The 21,998-nt window shown below is 39.6% G+C and carries 14 protein-coding genes and 2 pseudogenes; 2 read left to right on the top strand and 14 right to left on the bottom strand.

All coding sequences use genetic code 11. From position 1 onward, the window contains the following. Positions 1–69: 69 nt before the first annotated feature. The 14 genes and pseudogenes from IC572_RS07055 to mqnE form a co-directional block, all read right to left on the bottom strand. Positions 70–4,715: pseudogene (locus IC572_RS07055) on the bottom strand (type ISP restriction/modification enzyme). A gap of 266 nt (positions 4,716–4,981) precedes the next feature. Next, positions 4,982–6,283, bottom strand: a complete 1,302-nt coding sequence (locus IC572_RS07050) for a (Fe-S)-binding protein (RefSeq protein WP_187855622.1) — start codon at positions 6,281–6,283, stop codon at positions 4,982–4,984. Further along, the gene (gene hemN / locus IC572_RS07045) at positions 6,280–7,653 is read right to left on the bottom strand and encodes an oxygen-independent coproporphyrinogen III oxidase (protein ID WP_187855620.1); all 1,374 of its coding nucleotides are present in this window, start codon (positions 7,651–7,653) and stop codon (positions 6,280–6,282) included. Before hemN ends, IC572_RS07050 begins: the two co-directional genes overlap by 4 nt. After that, positions 7,653–8,168, bottom strand: a complete 516-nt coding sequence (locus IC572_RS07040; RefSeq protein WP_000413462.1) for a DUF2603 domain-containing protein — start codon at positions 8,166–8,168, stop codon at positions 7,653–7,655. The genes hemN and IC572_RS07040 overlap by 1 nt, the downstream gene beginning before the upstream one ends. 36 nt (positions 8,169–8,204) lie before the next feature. Continuing rightward, positions 8,205–9,302 (bottom strand): chorismate synthase, encoded by a 1,098-nt coding sequence (gene aroC / locus IC572_RS07035; RefSeq protein ID WP_187855619.1) that lies wholly within the window; start codon positions 9,300–9,302, stop codon positions 8,205–8,207. Then, entirely contained in the window at positions 9,299–10,018 is a 720-nt protein-coding gene (rnc, locus tag IC572_RS07030) for a ribonuclease III (RefSeq protein ID WP_001890433.1), read from the bottom strand. The genes aroC and rnc overlap by 4 nt, the downstream gene beginning before the upstream one ends. Then, a pseudogene (gene rnhA / locus IC572_RS07025) lies at positions 9,993–10,461 on the bottom strand (ribonuclease HI). The gene rnc and the pseudogene rnhA overlap by 26 nt, the downstream one beginning before the upstream one ends. Before the next feature lies 1 nt (position 10,462). Then, positions 10,463–11,473 (bottom strand): tetratricopeptide repeat protein, encoded by a 1,011-nt coding sequence (locus IC572_RS07020; RefSeq protein WP_187855615.1) that lies wholly within the window; start codon positions 11,471–11,473, stop codon positions 10,463–10,465. Between the two features lie 10 nt (positions 11,474–11,483). Continuing rightward, positions 11,484–12,728 (bottom strand): SurA N-terminal domain-containing protein, encoded by a 1,245-nt coding sequence (locus IC572_RS07015; RefSeq protein ID WP_187855613.1) that lies wholly within the window; start codon positions 12,726–12,728, stop codon positions 11,484–11,486. After that, positions 12,728–14,152, bottom strand: a complete 1,425-nt coding sequence (gene gatB, locus IC572_RS07010) for an Asp-tRNA(Asn)/Glu-tRNA(Gln) amidotransferase subunit GatB (protein WP_187855611.1) — start codon at positions 14,150–14,152, stop codon at positions 12,728–12,730. Before gatB ends, IC572_RS07015 begins: the two co-directional genes overlap by 1 nt. Then, positions 14,152–15,450: a M16 family metallopeptidase gene (locus tag IC572_RS07005; RefSeq protein ID WP_181332496.1), complete on the bottom strand. Its 1,299-nt coding sequence runs from the start codon at positions 15,448–15,450 to the stop codon at positions 14,152–14,154. The genes gatB and IC572_RS07005 overlap by 1 nt, the downstream gene beginning before the upstream one ends. Positions 15,451–15,455: 5 nt before the next feature. Further along, on the bottom strand, positions 15,456–16,517 hold the full coding sequence (locus tag IC572_RS07000; protein ID WP_187855609.1) for a dehypoxanthine futalosine cyclase: 1,062 nt from the start codon (positions 16,515–16,517) through the stop codon (positions 15,456–15,458). A gap of 1 nt (position 16,518) precedes the next feature. Beyond that, positions 16,519–19,254 carry an outer membrane protein assembly factor BamA gene (gene bamA / locus IC572_RS06995; RefSeq protein ID WP_187855647.1) on the bottom strand — a complete coding sequence of 912 codons (2,736 nt, stop codon included), beginning with the start codon at positions 19,252–19,254 and terminating at the stop codon, positions 16,519–16,521. An 82-nt stretch (positions 19,255–19,336) separates the two neighbouring features. Further along, entirely contained in the window at positions 19,337–20,419 is a 1,083-nt protein-coding gene (gene mqnE, locus IC572_RS06990; protein ID WP_187855607.1) for an aminofutalosine synthase MqnE, read from the bottom strand. Between the two features lie 295 nt (positions 20,420–20,714). On the opposite strand from mqnE, the gene IC572_RS06985 reads away from it, so the two are divergent. Next, positions 20,715–21,218, top strand: coding sequence for a ferritin (locus IC572_RS06985; RefSeq protein WP_000949229.1), 504 nt, complete (start codon positions 20,715–20,717; stop codon positions 21,216–21,218). Between the two features lie 14 nt (positions 21,219–21,232). Then, positions 21,233–21,856 carry a phosphoserine phosphatase SerB gene (serB, locus tag IC572_RS06980; protein ID WP_039090874.1) on the top strand — a complete coding sequence of 208 codons (624 nt, stop codon included), beginning with the start codon at positions 21,233–21,235 and terminating at the stop codon, positions 21,854–21,856. The last annotated feature ends 142 nt before the right edge of the window (positions 21,857–21,998 follow it).

The following is a 21,998-nucleotide window of genomic DNA, read 5'->3' as shown; positions in this document are numbered from 1 at the left end:
GGGGCATAAAAAGCGTTTGTTTTCACGCCCTCTTATACCCTTTTTATTGACTCTTTTTTTGTTGGTTTTTCACTCAAATCTCTTTTCGCTAATCTTTTCTATCAAATCCACGCTTTTTTCAGAGAGTTTGATGACCCTACAAAGGAGTTCAAAAATATATTTGCCGCCGGCGTAATCGTTTGGGTTGTTTTCAATCAAGCTGTCTTTATCTTTAGTGATTGAATAGCGTTCGATCACCCAGTCAATCGCGCTTTTGCCATTCACCACATAGTCAAAGGCTTTTTTAGGGATTTGAGTGATGGTGATATTTTGGTTATAGATGATGCTATCCCCTTTTTTATCCTTTTTCATTTGAACCACATCATAATAGCCTTCCACTTCTGCGTTCATCAGTGTGGTGTATTTAACGCTTGTGTGCATTTCCCCATTCTCATAGTTCAAATGCAACTCTCCTAATTCTTTGCCAAGAATAGAGAGTTCTTTAAAATCTTCGCTCAAAGCGACGCGCGGCGCTTCTTTGGCGAGGGAATTTTTGTATTTTTCCAAATAGCCTTTATGGTGTAAAATCGCATAAATGTAATAAAAAATCTCTTCTTCAGTGATAGCATTATCTTTATAATGCCTCCTAAAGAGGTTGAGCGCATAGCCGCTGATAGCGTTATAGCGATTCCCCAAATCATCGTAATAATACAAGGGGTAAGCTTGGGTGTTCGCCATTGTTTGGACATCAGTAATCTCGTTTGCAATCAAGCAAGAAAAATTTCTTGAAGCCATTGAACTAGTATTAATCACCACATTACGCGCACTTTTATCCGGGAAAATTTTTTTCATTGAGTAAAAACTCCAAGCAAGCTCTCGCTCGTAGTAAAAATATTGTTTGTTAAAAGGGCGATACAAACTAACAGAGATTTTTTCTTGCGAAAAATCATCGAGTTTTTTCCCTTTTATCAGTTGCGTTTTAAGATTTTGAACCCATGCGATTTTCGTTTTATCGGTGGTGATTTCTTGATCATTAAGTTGTTTGTAAAGTTCGCCTGATTTGACGCCTTTAGCGCGTTGTTTGAAAGCTTCCCTAAAAACCTCATTGAAGCGCTTCAAGTCAGCGTTATAAGTGTCAATGCATTTTTGCACCGATTGCATTAAAGCGTTTGGCGAAAAGTTATACACCCAAAGATCACGCCCGCTCACCACACCGCCAGAATTGATGTCAAAAATGCTGTCGTTTTGGAGTTTTTTGTCTCTTTTTAAAGGGATGAGTTTTTCAAATTCTTCATTCCTTTGGTTGATCCAATCGCCTTTGTCGTTCGGGACAATTTCCTTAAAAGGCACAGATTCCAAATTTTCAAAACCCGCGAGTAAGTTGAATTTGGCTTCTCTTTTCAAATAGTCTTCCACTTCGTAGTAATAAATCGTATGATTGGGGGCGTTCGTATCTTTCACAAAAAAGATGATCGCTACCGTCGCCCTGGATCCGCTATCAAAGATTTTCCCTCCCTCTTTTTTTGACACTTCCCCTGAAGTGCGCTGATTGCCTCTCAAATTCAGCACATAAAGATACGAAAATTCTTGTGCCACGCATTTCCTAAACCCGTCCGCGCTTTTAGAGTCAATGAAACTCCCGTTCACCACAAAGCCTATCACCCCCTTATCTTTTAAAAGATCGCTCGCCATGCGGATGCTGTGGATGAGCGCGTCTCGTGTGGTTTTCCCCACTTTAGCGGTGGAATTTTTGCCGTAAGTTTCATAAACCCGTTTTTCAAGCTTAGGGTGGGTGAGGTTTTGGTTGTTATCGTTTTCGCTTTTGGCGCCGCTTGAATAAGGCGGGTTGCCGATGATGACTCTAATGTTTTGCTTTTCCATAGTGGTTTTGATTTCTTGGTTTTCTTTCAAATCTTCAAAGCCAGGGATTACCCCCTTAGCGCTTTTTTCTTCCAAGTAATCCAAGCTGTCCGTGAGCGCGATGTTTTTGAAATTTTTTAACGAGCTGTCCCTATTTTGCGCGACTTGGGTGATATTGATTAAAGCGATATAATAAGATAAAAGCACGATGTCAAAAGCGAACAAACCTTTTTGAAATTTCTCTTTCAAGGCTTCATCGCTAATGAGATCATTCTCTTTAGAAAGCAAACGAGCGATAAAACTCCCGGTGCCGGTGAAGGGGTCAAAAATCGTGATGTTTTTATCGTTAAAATCCGTGTTGAAATGCTTTTTCAAAATGCCGTTAGTGGCCCTTAAAATGAAATCCACTACCTCTATAGGCGTATAAACGATCCCTAGTTTTTCGCTTTGCTTTCTAAAGGCTTCTTTAAAGAAAGTGTTGTAGAGATTTTTAATGAGTTCTTGTTGGCTTTTTTGGCTTTTGGCGCGCACCGCTTCGGTTTTCACGCTTTCATAGAGGTTTTTAAGATCTTTAGTTTCTCCTTCTAATCCCAAGCTAGAGAGTTTTAAAACCATTTTATCCAAGGCTTTTGCGATAGGGTTTTGGATATTGTCCCCAAAAAGCGCATCAAAAATGGGCTTAGTGATGACATGGGAAGTGATCATGTCTAAGGCTTCCTCTTCTTTGATGTTTTGATGGATATTGCCTCTTAACGAAGTTAAAAAGTTGTCAAAAATTTCAGGGTTTTTGTCAAAAATGTCTTTTAAGCGCTCATTCAAGGTCCTTGCGATATTCCCCGTTTTTTTAGCGAAATTTTCCCAATAATTCCTGTCCCCTAATTTAGTGGGCATGACGTTATACACAGCGTCCGCTAGATCTTGCAATAAGATAGCGTCAAAAAGGGTTTTTTCATCGTTTTGCTTTTTGTTATCATCGCTTCCAAAGATTTTGATTTTTTCTTTAAAAGTGGCTTCATCAACCAGGCTTGAATCATGGCTTCTTAAGGCTTTTATCACTTTCCAAATGTTTTTGAAATTGGTGTTATTGACGGCTTCATCCAGGTTTTTAATTTCACTCTCTTCTAAAGCGATAGGCAAAATGATATAGCCTCTTTTCTTGCACTTGGCTTTGCGCATCACCCTACCCACCGCTTGGATAATATCCACCATAGCGCTTTTGCCATCAAAAAAGACGATGCTATCTAGTGCTGGGACATCCACCCCTTCGCTCAAACACCTAGCATTACTTAAAACCTTGCAAGTGTTAGGCTCGAATTGGTTCAAGTTTTCTAATTTGTCAAGCCTCTCCTTACAATTCATGGTGCCATCAACATGATCGATGCTGATTTTTAGGTTTTTAAAACTCTTTTTCTTCAGCTCTTCATCATAGCATTCCATGATCGTTTCAAAGGAGTCTTTGATATTTTTACTCGTTTGTATGCTTTTACAAAAGCTTATGGCTCTTTGAGAAACAAAGGTGTCTGCTTTGTTTTTCAAGTCATTGTCTTCTTTGTTTTCATCGTCTAAAACGATTAGATCCTGCTTGGCTAACCCTTTATGCGTGCCAACGATCTTACACACAAATTCGTTATTGATGAGCTTTTTATCTAATTTAGTGCCTTCGGCTTTGAGCTGGCTGATCTTTTTATTCACGCTGTTAGTAACGCCGCTTAAATTTTATCTTTCTCTTTGGCTTTAGCTTTGGAGCTTTCGCTATACACTTTAGGCGTGGCGGTCATATACAGGCGTTTTTTCGCTTTGATATTTTCATCGCTATGACAAAGCGTGAAAGCGTTTTTATCGTCCCTTTCATTACTAGAATACATAGCCCCTACCGTTCTGTGGGCTTCATCGCAAATGATGAGATCGATTTCTTTTAAACCCGCTTCTTGCGCTTCTTTAATACGCAACGCACTTTGATAAGTTGAAAAGATGATGAAGCACTTGTTTTCTTTTTGCGCTTTTTCATAAACGCTTAAAATGTCTTCAAGGCGAGTGGAGGCCTTTATAGGGAGCTCAGAAAATTTAATATCGTCATTGTCTTCGTTCTTACTTTGCCCGACTTTATCATCGCTGCACACGATAGAAGCGTAAAAGGGATCGCTTTTTTCTTGCGCGTATTCTCTAAAAGTTTGAGAAAGCAAAGCGATGCTTGGCGCTAGAAAAAGCGTGATCTTAGGGTCTAAAGCTTCCATGATTTTTAAAGAAGTGTAGGTTTTGCCTGTCCCGCATGCCATAATGAGCTTGCCTCTAGCGTTTTTAGGGTCAGAAAAATACTCTTTAGTCTTTTCAATCGCTTCCGTTTGGTGAGGGCGCGGCCTTTTCTTATCGCATAAGGGGATTTCGTCTTCGGTTTTTGTGGGATCAAACTTTTCCCAATCAATACGAGAATAAATGAAATCCTCTTCAGTGATTTCATCAATGTCAATCCCCATTCCTGTGCTTCTGATTTGCTCAATTGCTTTAAGGGCTTCAGAGGTTAAATTAGAAGTGGAGATGATGATCCCTTTTTTAAACCTGACCTCCCCCACCCCGCTTTGCAATTGGGTTAAAAAAGGTGAAATGTCGTTATACGAGACGCTGTTTTGATGGAATTTGCATTGCACGGCGATGTATTCTTTGTTTGAGGTCGTAATGACTATATCAATCCCCTTATCGCGCTCCTTCCCCCTTAATTCCCAATCATACCAAAGATCAATAGACTCGTATTCGTTAGCGCTGTCATGCTCTTGTAAAAATTGTTTAGAAATTTTTTCAAACAAGCTCCCTTTATGGCGAAGGTTGGGTATGGCGTGCAGTTTTTCTTTGATGAGTTTATAGGCGCTGATTTCTTGCATTTTTCATTCCTTATAGCGGTGTTATAAAGTCCTGTATTATATAAAAAAATAGGATTTTAATTAACTTGCTTTATTGTTTTAGATTTCATTTTATTGTAAAACTCTTAAGGGGATAGGGGGTATTTTGAAATAATTCCCCCCCTACAACCCCCCTTTAACAACCCCCTAACCCAAGAAGACCGCTTTTTTCAATAAGCTATCGCTTGCTTTTCGCAAGCTCTTTGATATTTTAATTGTTAAAAATGCCTTTAAGCGCTTTTTAACCTCTATTCAGCGCTTTTTAAAGCTTTAGCGATGAGTTCTAAAGGGTGCAAAAATGGCGGGGTGTTAGGGTCGTCTAAAGACTTTAGGGCGTTGTTTAATTGCATGTGGCATGCCCCACATTCTGCGCTCAAAATTCTAGCTTGAGTGTCCATGATTTCTTTAGCCCTAAGAAGCCCCACTTTTAAAGAAAACTCCGCCTTTTCGGTTTGCATCGTAATCCCCCCAAAACCGCAGCAATTGTCCGGCATTTCTTTAATTTCATAATGCGCATTGAGCAAGTTGTGCACTTCTTTGTGAGCGTTTAGGGTTTTTTTGGCATGGCAAGGGTTATGATAGGTGATAGTCTCTTTTTTCCCTTTAGGGATTTTTTCTAAAAGACTTTTTAAGGGGGTGTGTTTCTCTAAAAACACGCTCGCCAGATAGATTTTAGGCGTGATTTTTTCCAAGCGCTTCACATACAAATCCTTATCCTTTTCGCCTAAAAACACCTTGTAATAATCGTTGATGAGCATGCTAGCGCATGTGGCTTCAGGCACAATGATCGCATCCACTTTATCTAAATAGCTTTCAAAGCATTCTATGTTTTTTTTCACTAAAAAAAGCGTGGTGTCTTTATCGCCGGTAAAATACGCAGGCGCTGAGCAGCATTCTTGCTTAGGGATGATCGCTTGAACGTTGAGTTTTTCTAAAATATACAACAAGCTTTCCCCTACTTGCTGGTAATGGTAATTGCTCAAGCACCCTATAAAAATCGCCACTTTTTGAATGGGGTTTTCTAAAGGCTTTATTTCTGCATGCTTTTGTAAAAAACTTTTTTGATTTAAGGGAGGCAGAGCGCTTTTTTTGAAGCGTTTGAACAAGCCTTTAAACACCACTCTAGGCTCTAAACTATCCCCCACTTGCTTGAAAATACAAGGGGCTAAAAAATGCGCCACCGAAAACACCCTATCCATTTTTTTGCGGTTTTTTAAAAGGGAAAAATAGGATTTTTTATACCAAGCGATGCCGTATTTTTGAGCGATTTTTTCTCTGGCTTTTTCTATTAAAGTGTCTATGGGCAAATGAAAGGGGCAAGTTTCCACGCAAGCGGTGCATAAAAAGCAAGTTTCTAAAAGGTGTTTTAAATTCGTGTCTAATTGGAGCTTGTTTTGAGCGTTTAGGCGCATCAAATCTAAAAAGCCTCTAGGCGAAGTCGTTTCGTCTTTATGAATGCGGTATATGGTGCAACCTGGCACGCATTTAGCGCATTTAACGCAAGCGTCCCCTACTTCTTCAAAGATATTTCCATTAACATTTTCATTCATAGCGTTTTACTGAAATGTTTTTCGCCCCCACGCAAATACGCGTCAAACTCCATAGCCATGTTTCTTACGAGCATGCCCCCTGTTTTTGTCATCTCAAAGCCTTTAGAATTGAAAGAAAGCAAGCCCGCTTCTTCATAAGGCTTTAATTTTTCTAATTCTTTTTTAAAATGCACTTTAAAATCAACAGAAAATTTTTCTTCAATCTTAGAGTAATCCAATTTTAAATTGCTCATCATTTGCATGATCACTTCTTTTCTCAACGCATCTTCTTGGCTGAGCACTACACCCCTTTCTACCGGTAAATGCCCCAAATCAAGGGCTTTTTCATAACGGTGCAAATCCTTATAATTTTGCGTGTAATAATCGCCCCCTTCGCCAATGCTCGTAACGCCAATGCCAATGGTTTGGGTGAATTTCTTCGTGGTATAGCCTTGAAAATTACGGCGTAACTCCGCCTTTTGAAGGGCTAGATACAATTCATTATCGCTTTTAGCGAAATGATCCATGCCTATCATTTGGTAGTTGGCTTTTTCTAAAAAACTGATGAGGGATTCTAAAATCTCTAGTTTGTCTCTAGGGCTTGGCAATAAGGTCTCATCAATTTTACGCATCGTTTTTTTCACCCAAGGCACATGCGCGTAATTAAACACCGCTAATCGGTCCGGATCCAGTTTCAAAACCCATTCCAAAGTTTTTAAAAAACTTTCTTTAGTCTGGTTGGGCAAGCCATAAATCAAATCAAAATTAATGGATTTGATGCCGTAATCTCTGGCGAGTTTCACCGATTCTTGAACCATTTCAAAAGGCTGGATCCTGTGAATGGCTTTTTGGACTTCAAAATCAAAATCCTGCACCCCAAAACTCAAGCGGTTAAACCCCCTATCAAACAAGGTTTGCATGTGTTCTTTAGTGAAATGCCTAGGATCAATCTCACAACTCATTTCAATATCTTGGCTGAAATTGGGGAAAACTTCTTGAATGCTTTGCGTGATTTCATCTAATTGAATGGGTGAAAAAAAGGTCGGCGTGCCGCCTCCATAGTGGAATTGCGCCACTTCTCTGTTGGTATCCATCGCGTTTTTTAAAAGAGCGAGTTCTTTTTTAAGGTAGCTGATATAGCGGGTTTTTTTCTCTTCTAAGCTGGTGTAAATGACTGAACAAGCGCAAAAATAACACGCGCTCCTGCAAAAGGGCAAATGCGTATAAAGCGATAAGGGCATGGGGTTTTTGAGATGGTCATGGTTAAAAAACGCCGTTTTCAAGCTCTCTTCATTAAAATTTTCGTTAAACTCCACCGCTGTGGGGTAGCTGGTGTATCGTGGACCGGGCTTTGAATATTGTGAAAATTTTTCAAAATCAATGGTTTGCATTAAAAATTTTCCTCATCGCTGTTGTCAAAATTTTCAAAATTATTCTCATTAAAAGGGGGTTGTTTGAACATGTTGTCAAAATTAAAAAATAAATTAGGGTGTTCTTTTTTGATTTGTTTGACAAAGTTTAAGGTGTTGATATTGGGCAAATTCCCGTCTTTTTGGCGTAAATTTTCTAACAATTGCAAAGAAACTTCGCGCACATCTTCAAAATCAATCGGCGCTTGGGTGATAATATCCCTTTCTAATTCCGCCCTAAGCCTGGCTTCAAAAGCCTTTCTGGCGTTTTCTGCCAAAAGAGAGATCACATTGTCCGGCACCAAAACATAATTTTTATCTTCTTCATCAGAAATAAAATAAGCTTCATTTTTTTTAAACGCCCCTTTTTCTAACTCTAAAAGCATTTCATTAGCGCTGATTTTTTTGAGAAAGGCTCTGTTTTTTTGGGTGGTTAAGCTATGGATAAGTTTTTGTGATTTGGTTTTAGAAACTCGTTTTTTAGGTAATTTTTCCATTTATATCCTTTTTAAGCTGATTGTATCCAATTTCGTTTAATTCTCATTATAAATCGTTTTTAAATACTCTATTTTTGAAGTCAAATTGAGTAATACCATATCGGCTAACACCAATGAAAGCAAACTCTCGCACACCACACTCCCTCTAATCGCAATGCAAGGATCATGCCTACCCTTTAACAAGCATTCGCATTCATTGTTATTAATGTCTATGGTTTGTTGAGGTTGGAAAATGCTTGGCGTGGGTTTGAAATGCGCTCTAACGATAATTTCTTCCCCATTGCTCATGCCCCCTAAAACTCCCCCGCTATGATTGCTTAAAAACCCTTTTTGATTCATTAAATCATTATACTCTGAGCCTTTTAATAAAGAGCTTTCTACCCCCTTGCCTATTTCAACCGCTTTCACCCCGTTAAGCCCCATCATCGCTTCAGCGATTTTAGCGTCTAATTTAGCGTATAGCCCTTGACCTAATCCAATGGGGAGTTTTTGATTGGTTTTTGCACTCCTTGCTCTAATCAAAGCCACGCCCCCGATGCTATCGTGGTTTTTGATAGCGTTTTGAATGGCTGTTTTTTGCGCTTCTTCTTGTTTTTCATCTAGGGCAAAAATCTCGCTTTTTAAGGCGTGATTGAAATCATAATTTTTGGCTTTAATACCTCCTATTTCCATAATCCCGCTTTCACAAACAATACCGATTTCTCTTAAAAGCATTTTAGCAAACGCCCCAGCAGCCACTCTTATAGCGCTCTCTCTGGCCGAACTCCTCCCCCCACCCCTAAAATCTCTGATGCCGTATTTATGAAAATAAGTGAAATCCGCATGGCTAGGCCTGAAAAGGTTTTTAATGTTATCATAATCCTTGCTCCTAGCCCTTTGGTTGTGGATTAAAAACCCTATGGGCGTCCCTGTGCTAAAATCTTCAAAAACCCCGCTTGTTATTTCCACTTTATCGTCTTCTTTTCGTGGCGTGGTGAAAACGTTCCTCCCCCCTTGGCGGCGCTTCATTTCCTTTTCTAATAAGTCATAGTCTATTTTAATCCCGCTAGGCATGCCGTCTAATACCCCCCCTATCACATCCCCATGCGATTCCCCAAAGGTCGTGAGCCTTAAAAAACGCCCCAAAGTGTTCATTTGGCTTCCTTAAGTTTTTGAAGCGCATAATAAGCACATTGCTGTTCGGCTTCTTTTTTGCTTTTGCCTTTAGCGGTCGCATACATTTTATCTTGAATGTATAGAGCCATTTCAAATTCTTTATGGTGATCGGGGCCTTTTTCTTGGAGTAATTGGTAAGTGGGGATCACGCAAAATTGCGCTTGGGTCAATTCCTGTAAGGCGGTTTTATAGTCCATAAACAAATGCTCCAGATCCAAACGCTTGTAAGCGCGATTGAGTAAATTTTGCATGATTTTGCGCACCTTAGCTAACCCTGCTTCTAAATACACCCCGGCCATTAAAGCCTCAAAAGCGCTTGATAAAATAGAGGGTTTTTCTCTCCCATTAGAAATTTCTTCAGAAGAAGAAACGCGCAAATAATCTTGTAAGGCGATCGCTTTCGCTAATTTAGTAAAACCATGCGCGCTCACAATAGAAGCCCTTAATTTAGAGAGTTTTCCCTCATCGTATTGGTAGAATTTATGGTATAATAGCTCCCCTATCACCAAACCCAACACCGCATCGCCTAAAAATTCCAAGCGCTCATTGTTTAAAGCGAGCTTGCATGATTTATGCGTTAGGGCTTGTTCCAATAAACGCTTGTCTTTAAAAGAATACCCTAAAGCTTTTTCTAGCGTTAGATAAGGGTTATTAGGCGTTACATAAGGGCTATTTTGAGAGCGTTTGTTTTTCATCATTATTCCCTTTAAGTGGTCGTTTTGACCCGTTTTTGCGCCTCTAATTTAGCGAGATTATCGCATCGTTCGTTTTCGGCATGCCCGTTATGCCCCTTGATCCAAACAGCCACAATAGAATGCCCTTTAGAGACTTTTAAAAATTCTTTCCATAAATCCACATTTTTAACTTTAGTAAAATTCTTTTTTTGCCAGTTAGCTAGCCACACATTGATCGCTTGGCACACGTATTGCGAATCGCTATAAAGCGTGATATGGCATGGGCGTTTCAAAATTTTTAAGGCTTCATTGAGCGCTCTTAATTCCATGCGGTTATTCGTGGTGAATTCTTCGCCCCCACTGATGGTTTTTTCTTTATCTTTATAGCGTAAAATCGCCGCATACCCGCCTGGCCCGGGATTGCCCAAAGAAGAGCCATCGCAAAAAATTTCAATTTCTTGCATCTTAATCCACTCCCACAGCATGCGTTTTTTTAGAGATTTTAAGCACCATATCCATAAACGCTAACTGGTAACACACAGGACACCTATGGCTTTCAAAAGGAAAGATTTGTTTGCAATGCTTGCAGCGGTATTCAAAAGTCAGACGCGCTTTCATAGGGCTATGCAATAGAGCGCGTAAAACCTCTAATTCAAAAACTTGGCAAGGTTTGTTATCCAAAAGCAGCCCTTGAGATCGCGCGATGTCTTGCAAAAGGGCATGTTTTTCTAAAATAAAAGCAGGGATATTCATATCCCATAAAAGATCGATCACATTTTCTAGCCGTTTAGTTGCATCAATTTCTTGCCAAAAAAGATTTTCATCATAAGATTTTAAATAATTTAAAGCGATTTTTTTCAAATCTAACGACGCTTTTGAAACATGCAAGATTTTAGCCGCATCTTCCTTATTCTCTATTAAATGCATTAAATAGAGGTAATTTTTAATCGTTTCAATTTCAGGCACTTCTAATTCTTCCAAACATTCCAAAATCTCTAAAGCCTTTGAATAATCTTTTTCTAATTCATACGCATGCAAAAGTTTCAATAACGCTCCCACATTCCTTGGGGAAAAGCGCAAAATTTCTTTCACGGTGTCTTTTGTTTTTTGCAAATACCCCACGCTAAAATAATTTTCAGCCAATAAATCTAAAACAGCGATTTTTTCTTCATCTTTTAGGGGGCGATTCAAAAGCCCTTTTAAGATTTCAATACTCATTTCTATGTCAGCGATTTTAGAATACGCCCTGGCTAAAAACATCAAACTAGAAATTTTGGCATGCTTTAAAAGCTCATCTAAATTCTCACTGCTCGCGTAAGCGTTTTGATTTTGGGCGAATTTTTGTAAAAATTTTTTGTTTCTCTTTCGGGTGAAATACGCCCTAGCCTGTTCTAATAAAATCACAAGAGCGATAATGAAAGTGAATAAAGCAATAGAAAATAAAGAATCTTTATAGAGGAAATTGAAATGTTGCACAATCTAAAAATCACTCTCTAATCATCACAATCCTAGACTTAACGCGCAATTTTTCAAAATGCTCTTCTAAAATCTTATCTTTAGATTCTTCCACTAATTTTTGGGCGATAAATTGCTTGGCTTGACTGAAGCTCACTTCGTTTTTACCCTTTTTTTCCTTGATATAAAAGGTGATAAACTGCCCCCCACCCCCATTCATAACGGGCGTGAAAGAGCCTTGCTCATGCGAAATAAAGACTTGAGCGATTTGAGGGTTTAGGGTTTTCATTTCTATTTTTTCATTAGCCTTACTCACCCCTGGGACTTCCAGATTAGGGTCTGCCATAGCCCTTTCTAAATCCTCTTGATTGGTGGAAGTGTAGCGCACGGTTTCTATTTCAGTGGGGATACTGAATTGCTCCTTGTGCTTGTTGTAATATTCGCGCATTTTAGTTTCAGAGCTGGTATCCACATTCGTGAGTAAGATATTACGCAACAATTCTTGCATTTCTAAATGCTCCTTAAGCTGATCTCTATAGAGTTTATAATGCCCCTCAGCCATAAGCATTTGTTTGAAATGGTTTAAATCCATGCCTTGCTGTTGTGCCATCATCGCCATTTCTTGGTCTAGCTTGTCATCATCTACATGGATTTTTAAGCGTTCAATTTCTTGGTTTTTAATGCGCTCCGCAATCAAACGATCCCTGGCTTGAGCCTTACTCACTTTAGATTTTTTTTGCTCTTCTTGGATTTGATACAGCGTGATAGGCGAGCCATTAACGAGCAAAGAAATGCCCCCTACGACCTTATCTTCAAGGGTGTTGTTGGTAGCGTTATTAGGATTACCAAAAATAGAATTGAATTGAGAGCTAGGGCTTGTTTCCTTATTTTTTTCAGTAGCTTGAGGGGTTGTATCTTTTTTTTCAGGTTTTGGCGCGTTATTTTGAACGCCTTGATTTTGAACGCCCTTACCACTCCCTTTGATTTTAGGAGGCGTGATCTTTGGAGTGGGATTTTTGGTATCCCCATGATGGACTTCTGCTCTGGGTTTTGCTCTGGTTTTGGTTGTTTTCTTTTCTTCGGTGTTTTTCTTTTCTTCTTTATTCTTCAAATCCTTATTCTTTAATTCCTTACTCTTCAATTCTTGGCGGATTTTTTTATCCAAAGAAGACTCTTGCTTCCTCCCTTCTAAGGCTTCTACTTTAGAATCAGGCTCTGCATAAACCACCCCAATAAATAATAGAACCTTAGAAATATAAGAAAAAATTTTCCTCATCAATCCAATTTCTCTTTCAAAATAGCATTCACCACGCTAGGATTAGCCCCTTTTAGATTCTTCATCGCTTGCCCTACAAAAAACCCAAAAAGCTTGTCCTTACCGCTTTTGTATTCAAGCACCTTATCGGCGTTGTTTTTTAACACTTCTTCTATGACTTTAACAATCGCTTCCGTGTCATTGACTTGAGACAAGCCCATTTGTTCAATAAGGGTATCCACATCGCCCCCTTGCTCTTCTAAAAGCTTGTCTAACACATCTTTAGCGCTCTTGCCTGAAATCTTGCCCTCATCAATGCGTTTGGCTAAAGCGCCTAACGCATGAGCGCTAATCCCACAATTTTCTAAAGTAACTTCAGCCTTCAAACGCCCTAATAATTCCACGCAAAGCCATGTCACGCTCGTTTTAGCCTTAACCCCAAGATTAAGCATGCTTTCAAAATACTCCGCCAATAAAGGATCGCTCACCAATAAATTCGCATCGTCTTCTTTAAGGTTAAAATCTTTCATGTAGCGGGTTTTTTTCGCGCTGGGCAATTCATTGATCTTTTGAGCTTCTTTTAAAAGTTTCTCATCAATAAAAACGGGATACAAATCCGGATCTTTAAAATAGCGGTAATCCGCTGATTCTTCTTTATTGCGCATAGAAAGGGTGATCCCTTTATTAGTGTCAAAAAGGCGTGTTTCTTGAACGACCTCTTCACTATAACGCCCGTTCTCCCACGCCGCGCTTTGGCGCTCTATCTCGTATTCAATCGCTTTAGCGATGAATCTAAAACTATTCAAGTTTTTGATTTCCACCCTCGTGTAAAGCTTTCCATCGCCCTTAGGTCTAATGGATACATTCGCATCGCACCTGAAATTCCCCTCTTGCATGTTCGCATCAGAAATCCTTATAAAACGCACGATAGCATGGAGCTTTTTCAAATACGCTATGGCTTCTTCACTATTTTTCATGTCCGGCTTGCTGACAATTTCTAATAAAGGGGTGCAAGCGCGGTTCAAATCCACCAAAGAATAACTGCCCTCATGGATATTTTTACCGGCGTCTTCTTCCATGTGGGCTCTTTCAATACGCACGATTTTTGTGCCCTCTTTGGTGTCAATCTCTAACTTCCCATCGCTCACAATGGGGACTTCAAACTGCGAAATTTGATAAGCCTTAGGCAAATCAGGGTAAAAATAATTTTTCCTCGCAAAAATGGAATGTTGGTTGATGTGAGCTTCAATGGCTGTGCCTAATTGGATGGCTTTTTTAACCACTTCTTTATTCAATACCGGCAAAGCTCCCGGTAAGCCCAAACACACAGGGCAAGTGTTAGAATTAGGGGATTCTCCAAAGCTTGTGGAGCAAGAGCAAAAGATTTTGGTTTTAGTGTTGAGTTGGACATGGACTTCTAGCCCGATTACAGCTTCAAATGGCATTATTTGTCCTTCTTTTTATTGCTCACAATGGCAAAAGTCAAGTCATTGATTTCGGTGTGCGCTTTAATGAAATCATTGATTTCTTTCAAACTCATTTTTTGGATTTGATCCAACAGCGTTTGGTTGAAATTTAAAGGCAAACCTAAATAAAAATAATTGTAAGTGGTGTTCAAGCGGCTAGAGATCGTTTCATTCCTTAAAGGCTCAGAGCCTAGTAAAAACTTTTTAGCGTCGTCTAATTCTTGTTGCGTCATGCCTTTTTCTATAAATTCTTTGACTATTTTTTTAACTAAGGCAACGCTTTTAGCTTGAGTGCTGAGCTTGGTTTGCAAATACCCGCTAGCAAAATGCGCCACTTTAGAAAAGTTGGAGCGGATATACACGCTATAAGCCAAGCCCTCTTGAACCCTGATTTTTTCCATCAAACGAGAGCCAAACCCCCCACCAAGCACAAACATCATGACTTTAGATTTCGCTAAATCCTGTTTTAAATCCTTGATTTTAAAGGGTGCACCAAAATACACGAAAGCCTGTTCAGTATCTTTATAGAGGACTTTTTCGCTTTTTTTATCGCTCGTTTCAAAATAAGGCTCTTCATAAGCTTTACCTTGTGGCAAGAAATTAAGAGCGTTATCTAAACGCTTAAGGGTTTGATCGATTTTCAAATCGCCCCCAAGCACCACCACGAGCTTATTGAGTTCAAAGACCTTAGAAAATTGCTGTTTCAAATCCTCTAGCTTGATTTTTTGAATACTCTCTTTAGTGCCTAAGGCCGCATTAGCTAAAGGGGTGTTAGCAAAAAGTTCTTGCTTTAAAGTCAATTTAGCCAAATAATCAAAATCGCTTTCTTTTTGTAAAAGCGCGGCCAACATTTGGGTTTTGACTTTTTCTAAAGCGTTTTGCGTGAAATTAGGGGATTTCAAAAGTTCTTTTAAGCGCGTAATGGCTTCATCTTCGTATTCTTTTAAAAATTCTAAAGTGATTTGCAAATCTTCTGCGCTGGTATCCACATTCAAACTGATCGCTTTTTGCTCTAAAAGTTGCGCAAACCCCACCGCACCAAGCTCTTTAGTGCCTTCGTTTAAAACTTGCGCGAATAGTTTCGCTAAGCCTAACTGGTTTTTATCGCTTAAGCTCCCACCCCCTCTAAAAGCTAAATGGATAAACCCCATAGGCAACAAATGGTTTTCTTCATAAATCACAGGGACTTTAGCTTGATTGATTTCTTGGTGTGTCAAAGCGCTCGCTTGTAACCCCATAAAAACTCCTAATAATAAAGTGATTAAAAATTTTTTCATGCTCTTTATACCTTTGCTTTAGCCGGATAACGCTTTAAGATTTCATAAGCGGTGTTTCGCTTAGCCGCCACGCTCCCAATGTCTTCAATAAGCTCTATCATTTCCGCTTCATTCATGCAAAAACTCGTCCCGGCCGCTTTCACTACATTTTCTTCCATCATCACACTCCCTAAATCATTCGCTCCAAACAATAAAGCTAACTGCCCTATCATAGAGCCTTGAGTAACCCATGAGCTTTGTATGTTTTGAACGTTATCTAAAAAAATCCTACTGCATGCCAAATAGCGTAAATACCGATTGGAACTCGCCTTTTTAATGCTTGGGATTTCTTCTTTTAAAGGGGTGTTGTTGGGCTGAAAACTCCATAAAATAAAAGCCCTAAAGCCGCCGGTTTCATCTTGCAAATCGCGCACCCTTTGTAAATGCTCCACTACATCTTCTTCATTATCCACGCTCCCAAACATCATGGTAGCCGTGCTTTTAATCCCGCAAAGATGGGCCATTTTATGCACTTCAATCCATCGATCACTGCTCAATTTTTTAGGAGCAATGACATCGCGCACCCTATCGCTTAATACTTCTGCTCCCGCTCCTGGAATGGAGCTTAACCCGGCGTTTTTCAACCTTTCTAAAACTTCTTTTAAAGACAATTTAGAGATTTTAGAAATGTAATCAATTTCAACCGCGCTAAAACCATGAATGGTGATAGTGGGGAATTTTTGAGCGATATGGCTGACTAAATTTTCATAATAGTCTATTTTAAGCTGCGGGTGCACTCCCCCTTGAAAAAGGATCTGCGTGCCGCCAATAGCGAGCAATTCTTCAATCTTTTGATCAATTTCTTCATAGCTCAACACATAGGCGTCTTTTTCTTTTAAGGTGCGTTTGAACGCGCAAAACTTGCAATCCACAAAACAAATATTGGTGTAATTGATATTCCTATCCACAATAAAAGTCGTCAAGTTTTCAGGGTGCAAGCGTTGCTTGATTTTTAAAGCCCTTTGCCCTAATTCTTTCAAGGGCGCGTTTTTCATTAAATCCAAAATTTCTTCTCTGTTGATGCGCATTTTAAAACCTTGTTCCCATAGAAAATTCAAAGTGTTGCGTGTAATCGTCCATGTTAGGGTTGAAGCACAGCCCTTTACATTTTTTGCCATTGCCATCGCCCCATTGGTTGAAAAACGCTATAGGGAAAATCAACACCAAAGGCCCCATGGGCGAAATCCATTCAATCTGTAAGCCTGTAGAAGCCCTCCAAGTCGCTCTTTCAAACCCAGCCCCTATCACGCCATAATCTTTAAAATTCGCTGTCGTGAGGGGAGCATTATAGAAGAAACTCCCTCTAGTTGGAGTTTTAAAGGTTAAGAAACCAAAGTCAAAAAACCACGCTAAGCGCATTTTAGCCGCTTTTAACACCCCATAGCTCAATTCAGTAGAAGCGGTGAAAATCCCATCGCCTCCAAGCCACAAGCCAAACTCATCTTTAGGCGTAACTGAGCCGTTTCTAAAGCCTCTCACCGTGGTTACGCCCCCCATGTAGAAAGTGGAGTTTAAGGGCAAGTAATCATCGGTGTTATACCTAAAGATATAGCCCCCTTGCGTTTTAAAGCGAGCGATCAAATCTATCAATAAATATTTTTGCAAATGGTGGTAAGCGGCGAATTTACCATAAACTTTAGTGTTACGGACATTCCCGCCTAACCCGTTCCACGAATTGAGCGTGCCAGAGCTTGGCAAACCAGACATCGTCGCATAAGAGCTAAAGATAACCCCATTTCTAGGGAAATAATAATCATCGGTGTTGTCATAGCTCACATCAAGAGTGAAAGAGCTGGTGATAGGCGTATGGTAATCCCTATCCCAAATACCTTTTATTTCTGGTGAAGTGGTGATCGCTCCAGGATTAGAACAGCTTTCAGGGACCAATGGAGTTCTACCGCCTGATAAGCGGTTGATAATCACCGATGCGGGTGTGGAACATTGCCTTGGAGAGACCACTTCATTCACAGAGGAATAGTAGCGGTTGTATAAAGGGCTGCTGAAACCAAGGAGCTTGGTAACGTTCAAGTTATACCCTAAGCTCACATGGGTTCTGTTACCCAGCATGCGCCCGACATTCACCCCAAAGCCTCCGCCTTGTTGGATGTATTGGTAGCTTATCCTGTAATCCGCATAAAGATTGATCGTAGAGCTATACCAGCTGTCAAAAATCCTTGGATTAGTCAAGCTTAAATTCCCGGCAAACATACGCCCCGCCCCTCTTGGCATGCCCGGATAAGATCTACCCCCCCCTGTAGCGATGTTAGCATACAAGCTCATGCTTTGCCCTGTGCCAAAAAGGTTTCTTTCGCTCACGCTCCCATTAAGCATAAGCCCTCCATAAGAGCCATAGCCTAACCCAAATTGCAACTGCCCGGTGCGCCCCTCTTCTACGCTCACTAATAAATCCATAAGCGAGCTATTCACCCTTTTTTCTTCAATTTTGACTTTAGAGAAAAACCCTAAACGCCTCAAAGAATTTTCGGAATTTCTCAGTTTGGTCAAGTTGTATTTATCCTTAGGCCCTAACAATAACTCCCTTCTGATGATCCTATCGCTCGTGCGCTGGTTCCCTGAAATGATGACATCATTGATATACACCATATCGCCCACTTCAATACGATAAATAACTTTCACAAGCCCGTTTTTTTCATCTTTATCCAAGTCTGGCTTCACCACCGCAAACGCATAACCCTTATCGGCGATTTCGGTTTTTAAAATTTGCGCATCCGCTCTTAAATGCTCAATATTAAAGACATCTTTCCTTTTAACTTTAAGGGCTTTTTCTAAGGTTTTTAAGGGGACTACCGGGTTGTCAATCTCTATTAAAATGTCTGAAATCCTGTATTGGATCCCCTCTTTGACTTTATAATGAAGCTTAGCGTCATGGGTAGAAAAATCCGTTTTCAAAAAAGGCGAAGAAATGTGAGCGTCCAAATAACCCCTACGCATATACACATCTTGGATACGCATAGAATCGTATTCTAATTGATCTAAACGCAATTTCCCGTCATTCAAACCCCACATCCAACCCATGAAATCGCGCTGTTTGTTCGCGCTCAAAGACTCAATCACACGGCGTTTTAATTTTGCGCTTCCCTCATAAATGGATTGTTTGATATAAATACTATCCCCCCTATTCACATCAAACACGATCAATAACGCGCCCTCACTGACCTTTTCTGTGCGCACCTCCACCACGCTCCCATAATAGCCCTGCCCCTCTAAAGCCGTTTTTAAAGCCGTTTTAGCATGCTCTAATTTTTGCTCATCAAAGGTGTCGCCCTTTTTGATCCCCATTTGGGATTTTAAGCCGTCTTTTTCCTTTTCAGTCCCATAACCCTTGATTTCTACCCCGGCAATCCTGGCTTTTTCATCAAAATGAAACTCTAAAATGCCGTTTTCAAAAGTGGCATAAACGTCTTTAAAATACCCTTGATTGAACAAAGCTAAAACAGCGGTGTCTATTTTTTTAGAATCCACCATATCGCCCACACGAATCTTTACAATTTCATTAGCGAGCATGTCAGACATGTAAGAAAGCCCGACATAAGAAATGGACTTGACTTTCATTTCTTTAGGCGTTTGATTGGATTGAGTGGTTTCGTTTTGAGCTTCATTCTTTTGAGTCTCACTTTTTTGAGCCTCTTTTGGAGTTTCTTTTGGAGAAGCCAAATCGTTTGGTTTAGAGCCGTCATTTTCTAAAGCTTCAACGCCGGTATTGATACATGCGAAAACAAGAGAAGATAGAATAAATTTTTTAATACTGATTTCCTTAATAGATTTTAGCTTGAGTGTTGTTAGTAGCGTTATTATAACTAATCATTCTTAAAAACGCTAAAAATCATTAAAATTTTTGTATAAAATTATACAAACTATCCCTTTCTACCGCAACAAAGCCAGAATCCTTGATTTTAAATACCAAATCTTCTTTTTCTAAACCATGCCGGCTCTTCGCGCCTGCCGCGCTTTGAATGCTCTCTATTTCTATCGTGCCGTCCAAATCGTTAGCGCCAAATTCTTGAGCCACTAAAGCCAAATTCAAGCCCAAAGTCGCCCAATAGGCTTTAATGTGGGGGATATTGTTTAAAAGAATGCGAGATATGGCGATGGTTTTTAAGATTTCTATCGCGCTAGGGGATTTTCCCACTTTCAAATAATTGTTTTCTTTTTGATACAACAAAGGGATAAAAGCGTTAAAGCCCCCTTCTTTATTTTCCACTTTATTTTTAGGGCTTTGGATTTTTTTGATCCTTAGCATGTGATCGATGCGATGGATTTTATCTTCAATATGCCCAAAAAGCATGGTAGCGTTACTCATTTTGCCTAATTTGTGCCAATAAGCATGGATTTCTAACCACCGAGAAGATCCCACCTTACCACTACAGATTTTACGCCTGATCTCTTCATCAAAAATCTCCGCCCCCCCACCCGGCATGGAATCCACCCCGGCTTTGAGCATGTCTTCTAGCACCAATTCAAAAGGTTTGTTGAATTTAGTGCTTAAAAAATGCACTTCTGCAGCGGTCATGGCTTTTAAGTGCAAGTTAGGCATTTCTTGTTTGATGGTTTCAAACACCTTTAAATACCATTCATAGGAGTAATTAGGGTTATGAGCGCTCACGATATGGACTTCTTTAATCCCCTTGTTGTAGGAATTTTTAACCTTTTCTAGGATTTCTTCTAAGCTCATTTCATAAGGGTTAGGGTTTTTTCTGTGGGCTGAAAAAGCGCAAAATTTGCAAGCGTCCGCGCAAATATTACTAGGGTTTAAATGCCTATTGACATTAAAATACACGATTTTTTGGTGCATGTTCTGGCGCATGTGATCCGCTGCTTCCCCTAGCGTGTATAAATCATAATCATAAAGCTTCACTAATTCTTTACTTTCAGTAACTTGATTGTCTAATACTTTTTCCAAAAAGTCCATGGTTAAATTGCCTTTCATTTTAAAGATAAACATTGTAGCATTTTTAGATTGAAGAATGCTTTTTATATATTATATAAAAATATCCCTTTTAATCCCCCCTATTGATACCAACCCCTTTTTTACCTAATTCTCATTAAAGTGATTTTTATGATAAAATCTAAGCTTTATCAAGCCATTGGCTGGTGTTCTTTCTCATTTTTATAAATTTTTGAAAATTTTCATACTCTTGTTTACTTTTTCATTATCATTTATGCTATAATTATGGGACAACTTAAACCAACACAAAGGAGATACTATGTTATCAAAAGACATCATTAAGTTGCTAAACGAACAAGTGAATAAGGAAATGAACTCTTCCAACTTGTATATGAGCATGAGTTCTTGGTGCTATACCCATAGCTTAGATGGCTCGGGGCTTTTCTTGTTTGACCATGCGGCTGAAGAATACGAGCATGCTAAAAAGCTTATCGTCTTCTTGAATGAAAACAATGTGCCTGTGCAATTGACCAGCATCAGCGCGCCTGAGCATAAGTTTGAAGGTTTGACTCAAATTTTCCAAAAAGCCTATGAACATGAGCAACACATCAGCGAGTCTATTAATAATATCGTCGATCACGCCATAAAAAGCAAAGATCATGCGACTTTCAATTTCTTGCAATGGTATGTGGCTGAACAGCATGAAGAAGAAGTGCTTTTCAAGGATATTTTGGATAAAATTGAGTTGATTGGTAATGAAAACCATGGCTTGTATTTGGCTGATCAGTATGTCAAAGGGATCGCTAAAAGCAGGAAATCTTAATTTTAGGGTATTGGGTGCAAAAACTAGCCGTTTTTGATTTTGACTCCACGCTAGTCAATGCTGAGACGATTGAGTCTTTAGCGAGGGCGTGGGGGGTGTTTGATGAAGTGAAAACAATCACTTCGCAAGCCATGAATGGCGAGACAGATTTTCATAAAAGTCTTATTTTAAGGGTTTCTAAACTCAAAAACATGCCCTTAAAACTAGCCAAAGAAGTTTGTGAAAGTCTGCCTTTATTTGAGGGGGCGTTTGATCTCATTAGTGCCTTAAAAGAGAAAAATTACAAAGTGGTTTGCTTCAGCGGAGGCTTTGATTTAGCGACCAATCATTACAGGGATTTATTGCATTTAGATGCGGCTTTCAGTAACACGCTGATCGTGGAAAATAACGCCTTAAACGGCTTGGTTACCGGGCATATGATGTTTTCGCATTCTAAAGGTGAAATGCTACTCGCCTTACAACGCTTATTGAATATCAGTAAAGATCGCACTTTAGTCGTTGGCGATGGAGCGAATGACTTGAGCATGTTCAAACATGCCCATATCAAAATCGCTTTCAATGCTAAAGAAATTTTAAAACAGCACGCCACGCATTGCATCAATGAGCCTGATTTAGCCCTAATCAAGCCTTTGATTTAAAAAAATTTTTTTGTAAAATTCCTTTAAAAGGATAACCATGTTTCAGCCCCTATTAGACGCCTTTATAGAAAGCGCTTCCATTGAAAAATGGCCTCTAAATCTCCCCCCCCTAAAAATCGCTGTGGCGAATTGGTGGGGAGAT

Source organism: Helicobacter pylori (assembly GCF_014496485.1).
GTDB lineage: Bacteria > Campylobacterota > Campylobacteria > Campylobacterales > Helicobacteraceae > Helicobacter > Helicobacter pylori_DD.
This window is presented reverse-complemented; position numbering and strand designations above follow the sequence as displayed.

What these genes read in the sequence shown, in the direction of transcription:
- IC572_RS07050 (WP_187855622.1), bottom strand. Translation starts at nt 6,283, where the DNA reads ATGAATGAAAATGTTAATGGAAATATCTTTGAAGAAGTAGGGGACGCT.
- hemN (WP_187855620.1), bottom strand. Translation starts at nt 7,653, where the DNA reads ATGCAAACCATTGATTTTGAAAAATTTTCACAATATTCAAAGCCCGGT.
- IC572_RS07040 (WP_000413462.1), bottom strand. Translation starts at nt 8,168, where the DNA reads ATGGAAAAATTACCTAAAAAACGAGTTTCTAAAACCAAATCACAAAAA.
- aroC (WP_187855619.1), bottom strand. Translation starts at nt 9,302, where the DNA reads ATGAACACTTTGGGGCGTTTTTTAAGGCTCACGACCTTTGGGGAATCG.
- rnc (WP_001890433.1), bottom strand. Translation starts at nt 10,018, where the DNA reads ATGAAAAACAAACGCTCTCAAAATAGCCCTTATGTAACGCCTAATAAC.
- IC572_RS07015 (WP_187855613.1), bottom strand. Translation starts at nt 12,728, where the DNA reads ATGAGGAAAATTTTTTCTTATATTTCTAAGGTTCTATTATTTATTGGG.
- gatB (WP_187855611.1), bottom strand. Translation starts at nt 14,152, where the DNA reads ATGCCATTTGAAGCTGTAATCGGGCTAGAAGTCCATGTCCAACTCAAC.
- IC572_RS07005 (WP_181332496.1), bottom strand. Translation starts at nt 15,450, where the DNA reads ATGAAAAAATTTTTAATCACTTTATTATTAGGAGTTTTTATGGGGTTA.
- IC572_RS07000 (WP_187855609.1), bottom strand. Translation starts at nt 16,517, where the DNA reads ATGCGCATCAACAGAGAAGAAATTTTGGATTTAATGAAAAACGCGCCC.
- mqnE (WP_187855607.1), bottom strand. Translation starts at nt 20,419, where the DNA reads ATGGACTTTTTGGAAAAAGTATTAGACAATCAAGTTACTGAAAGTAAA.
- IC572_RS06985 (WP_000949229.1), top strand. Translation starts at nt 20,715, where the DNA reads ATGTTATCAAAAGACATCATTAAGTTGCTAAACGAACAAGTGAATAAG.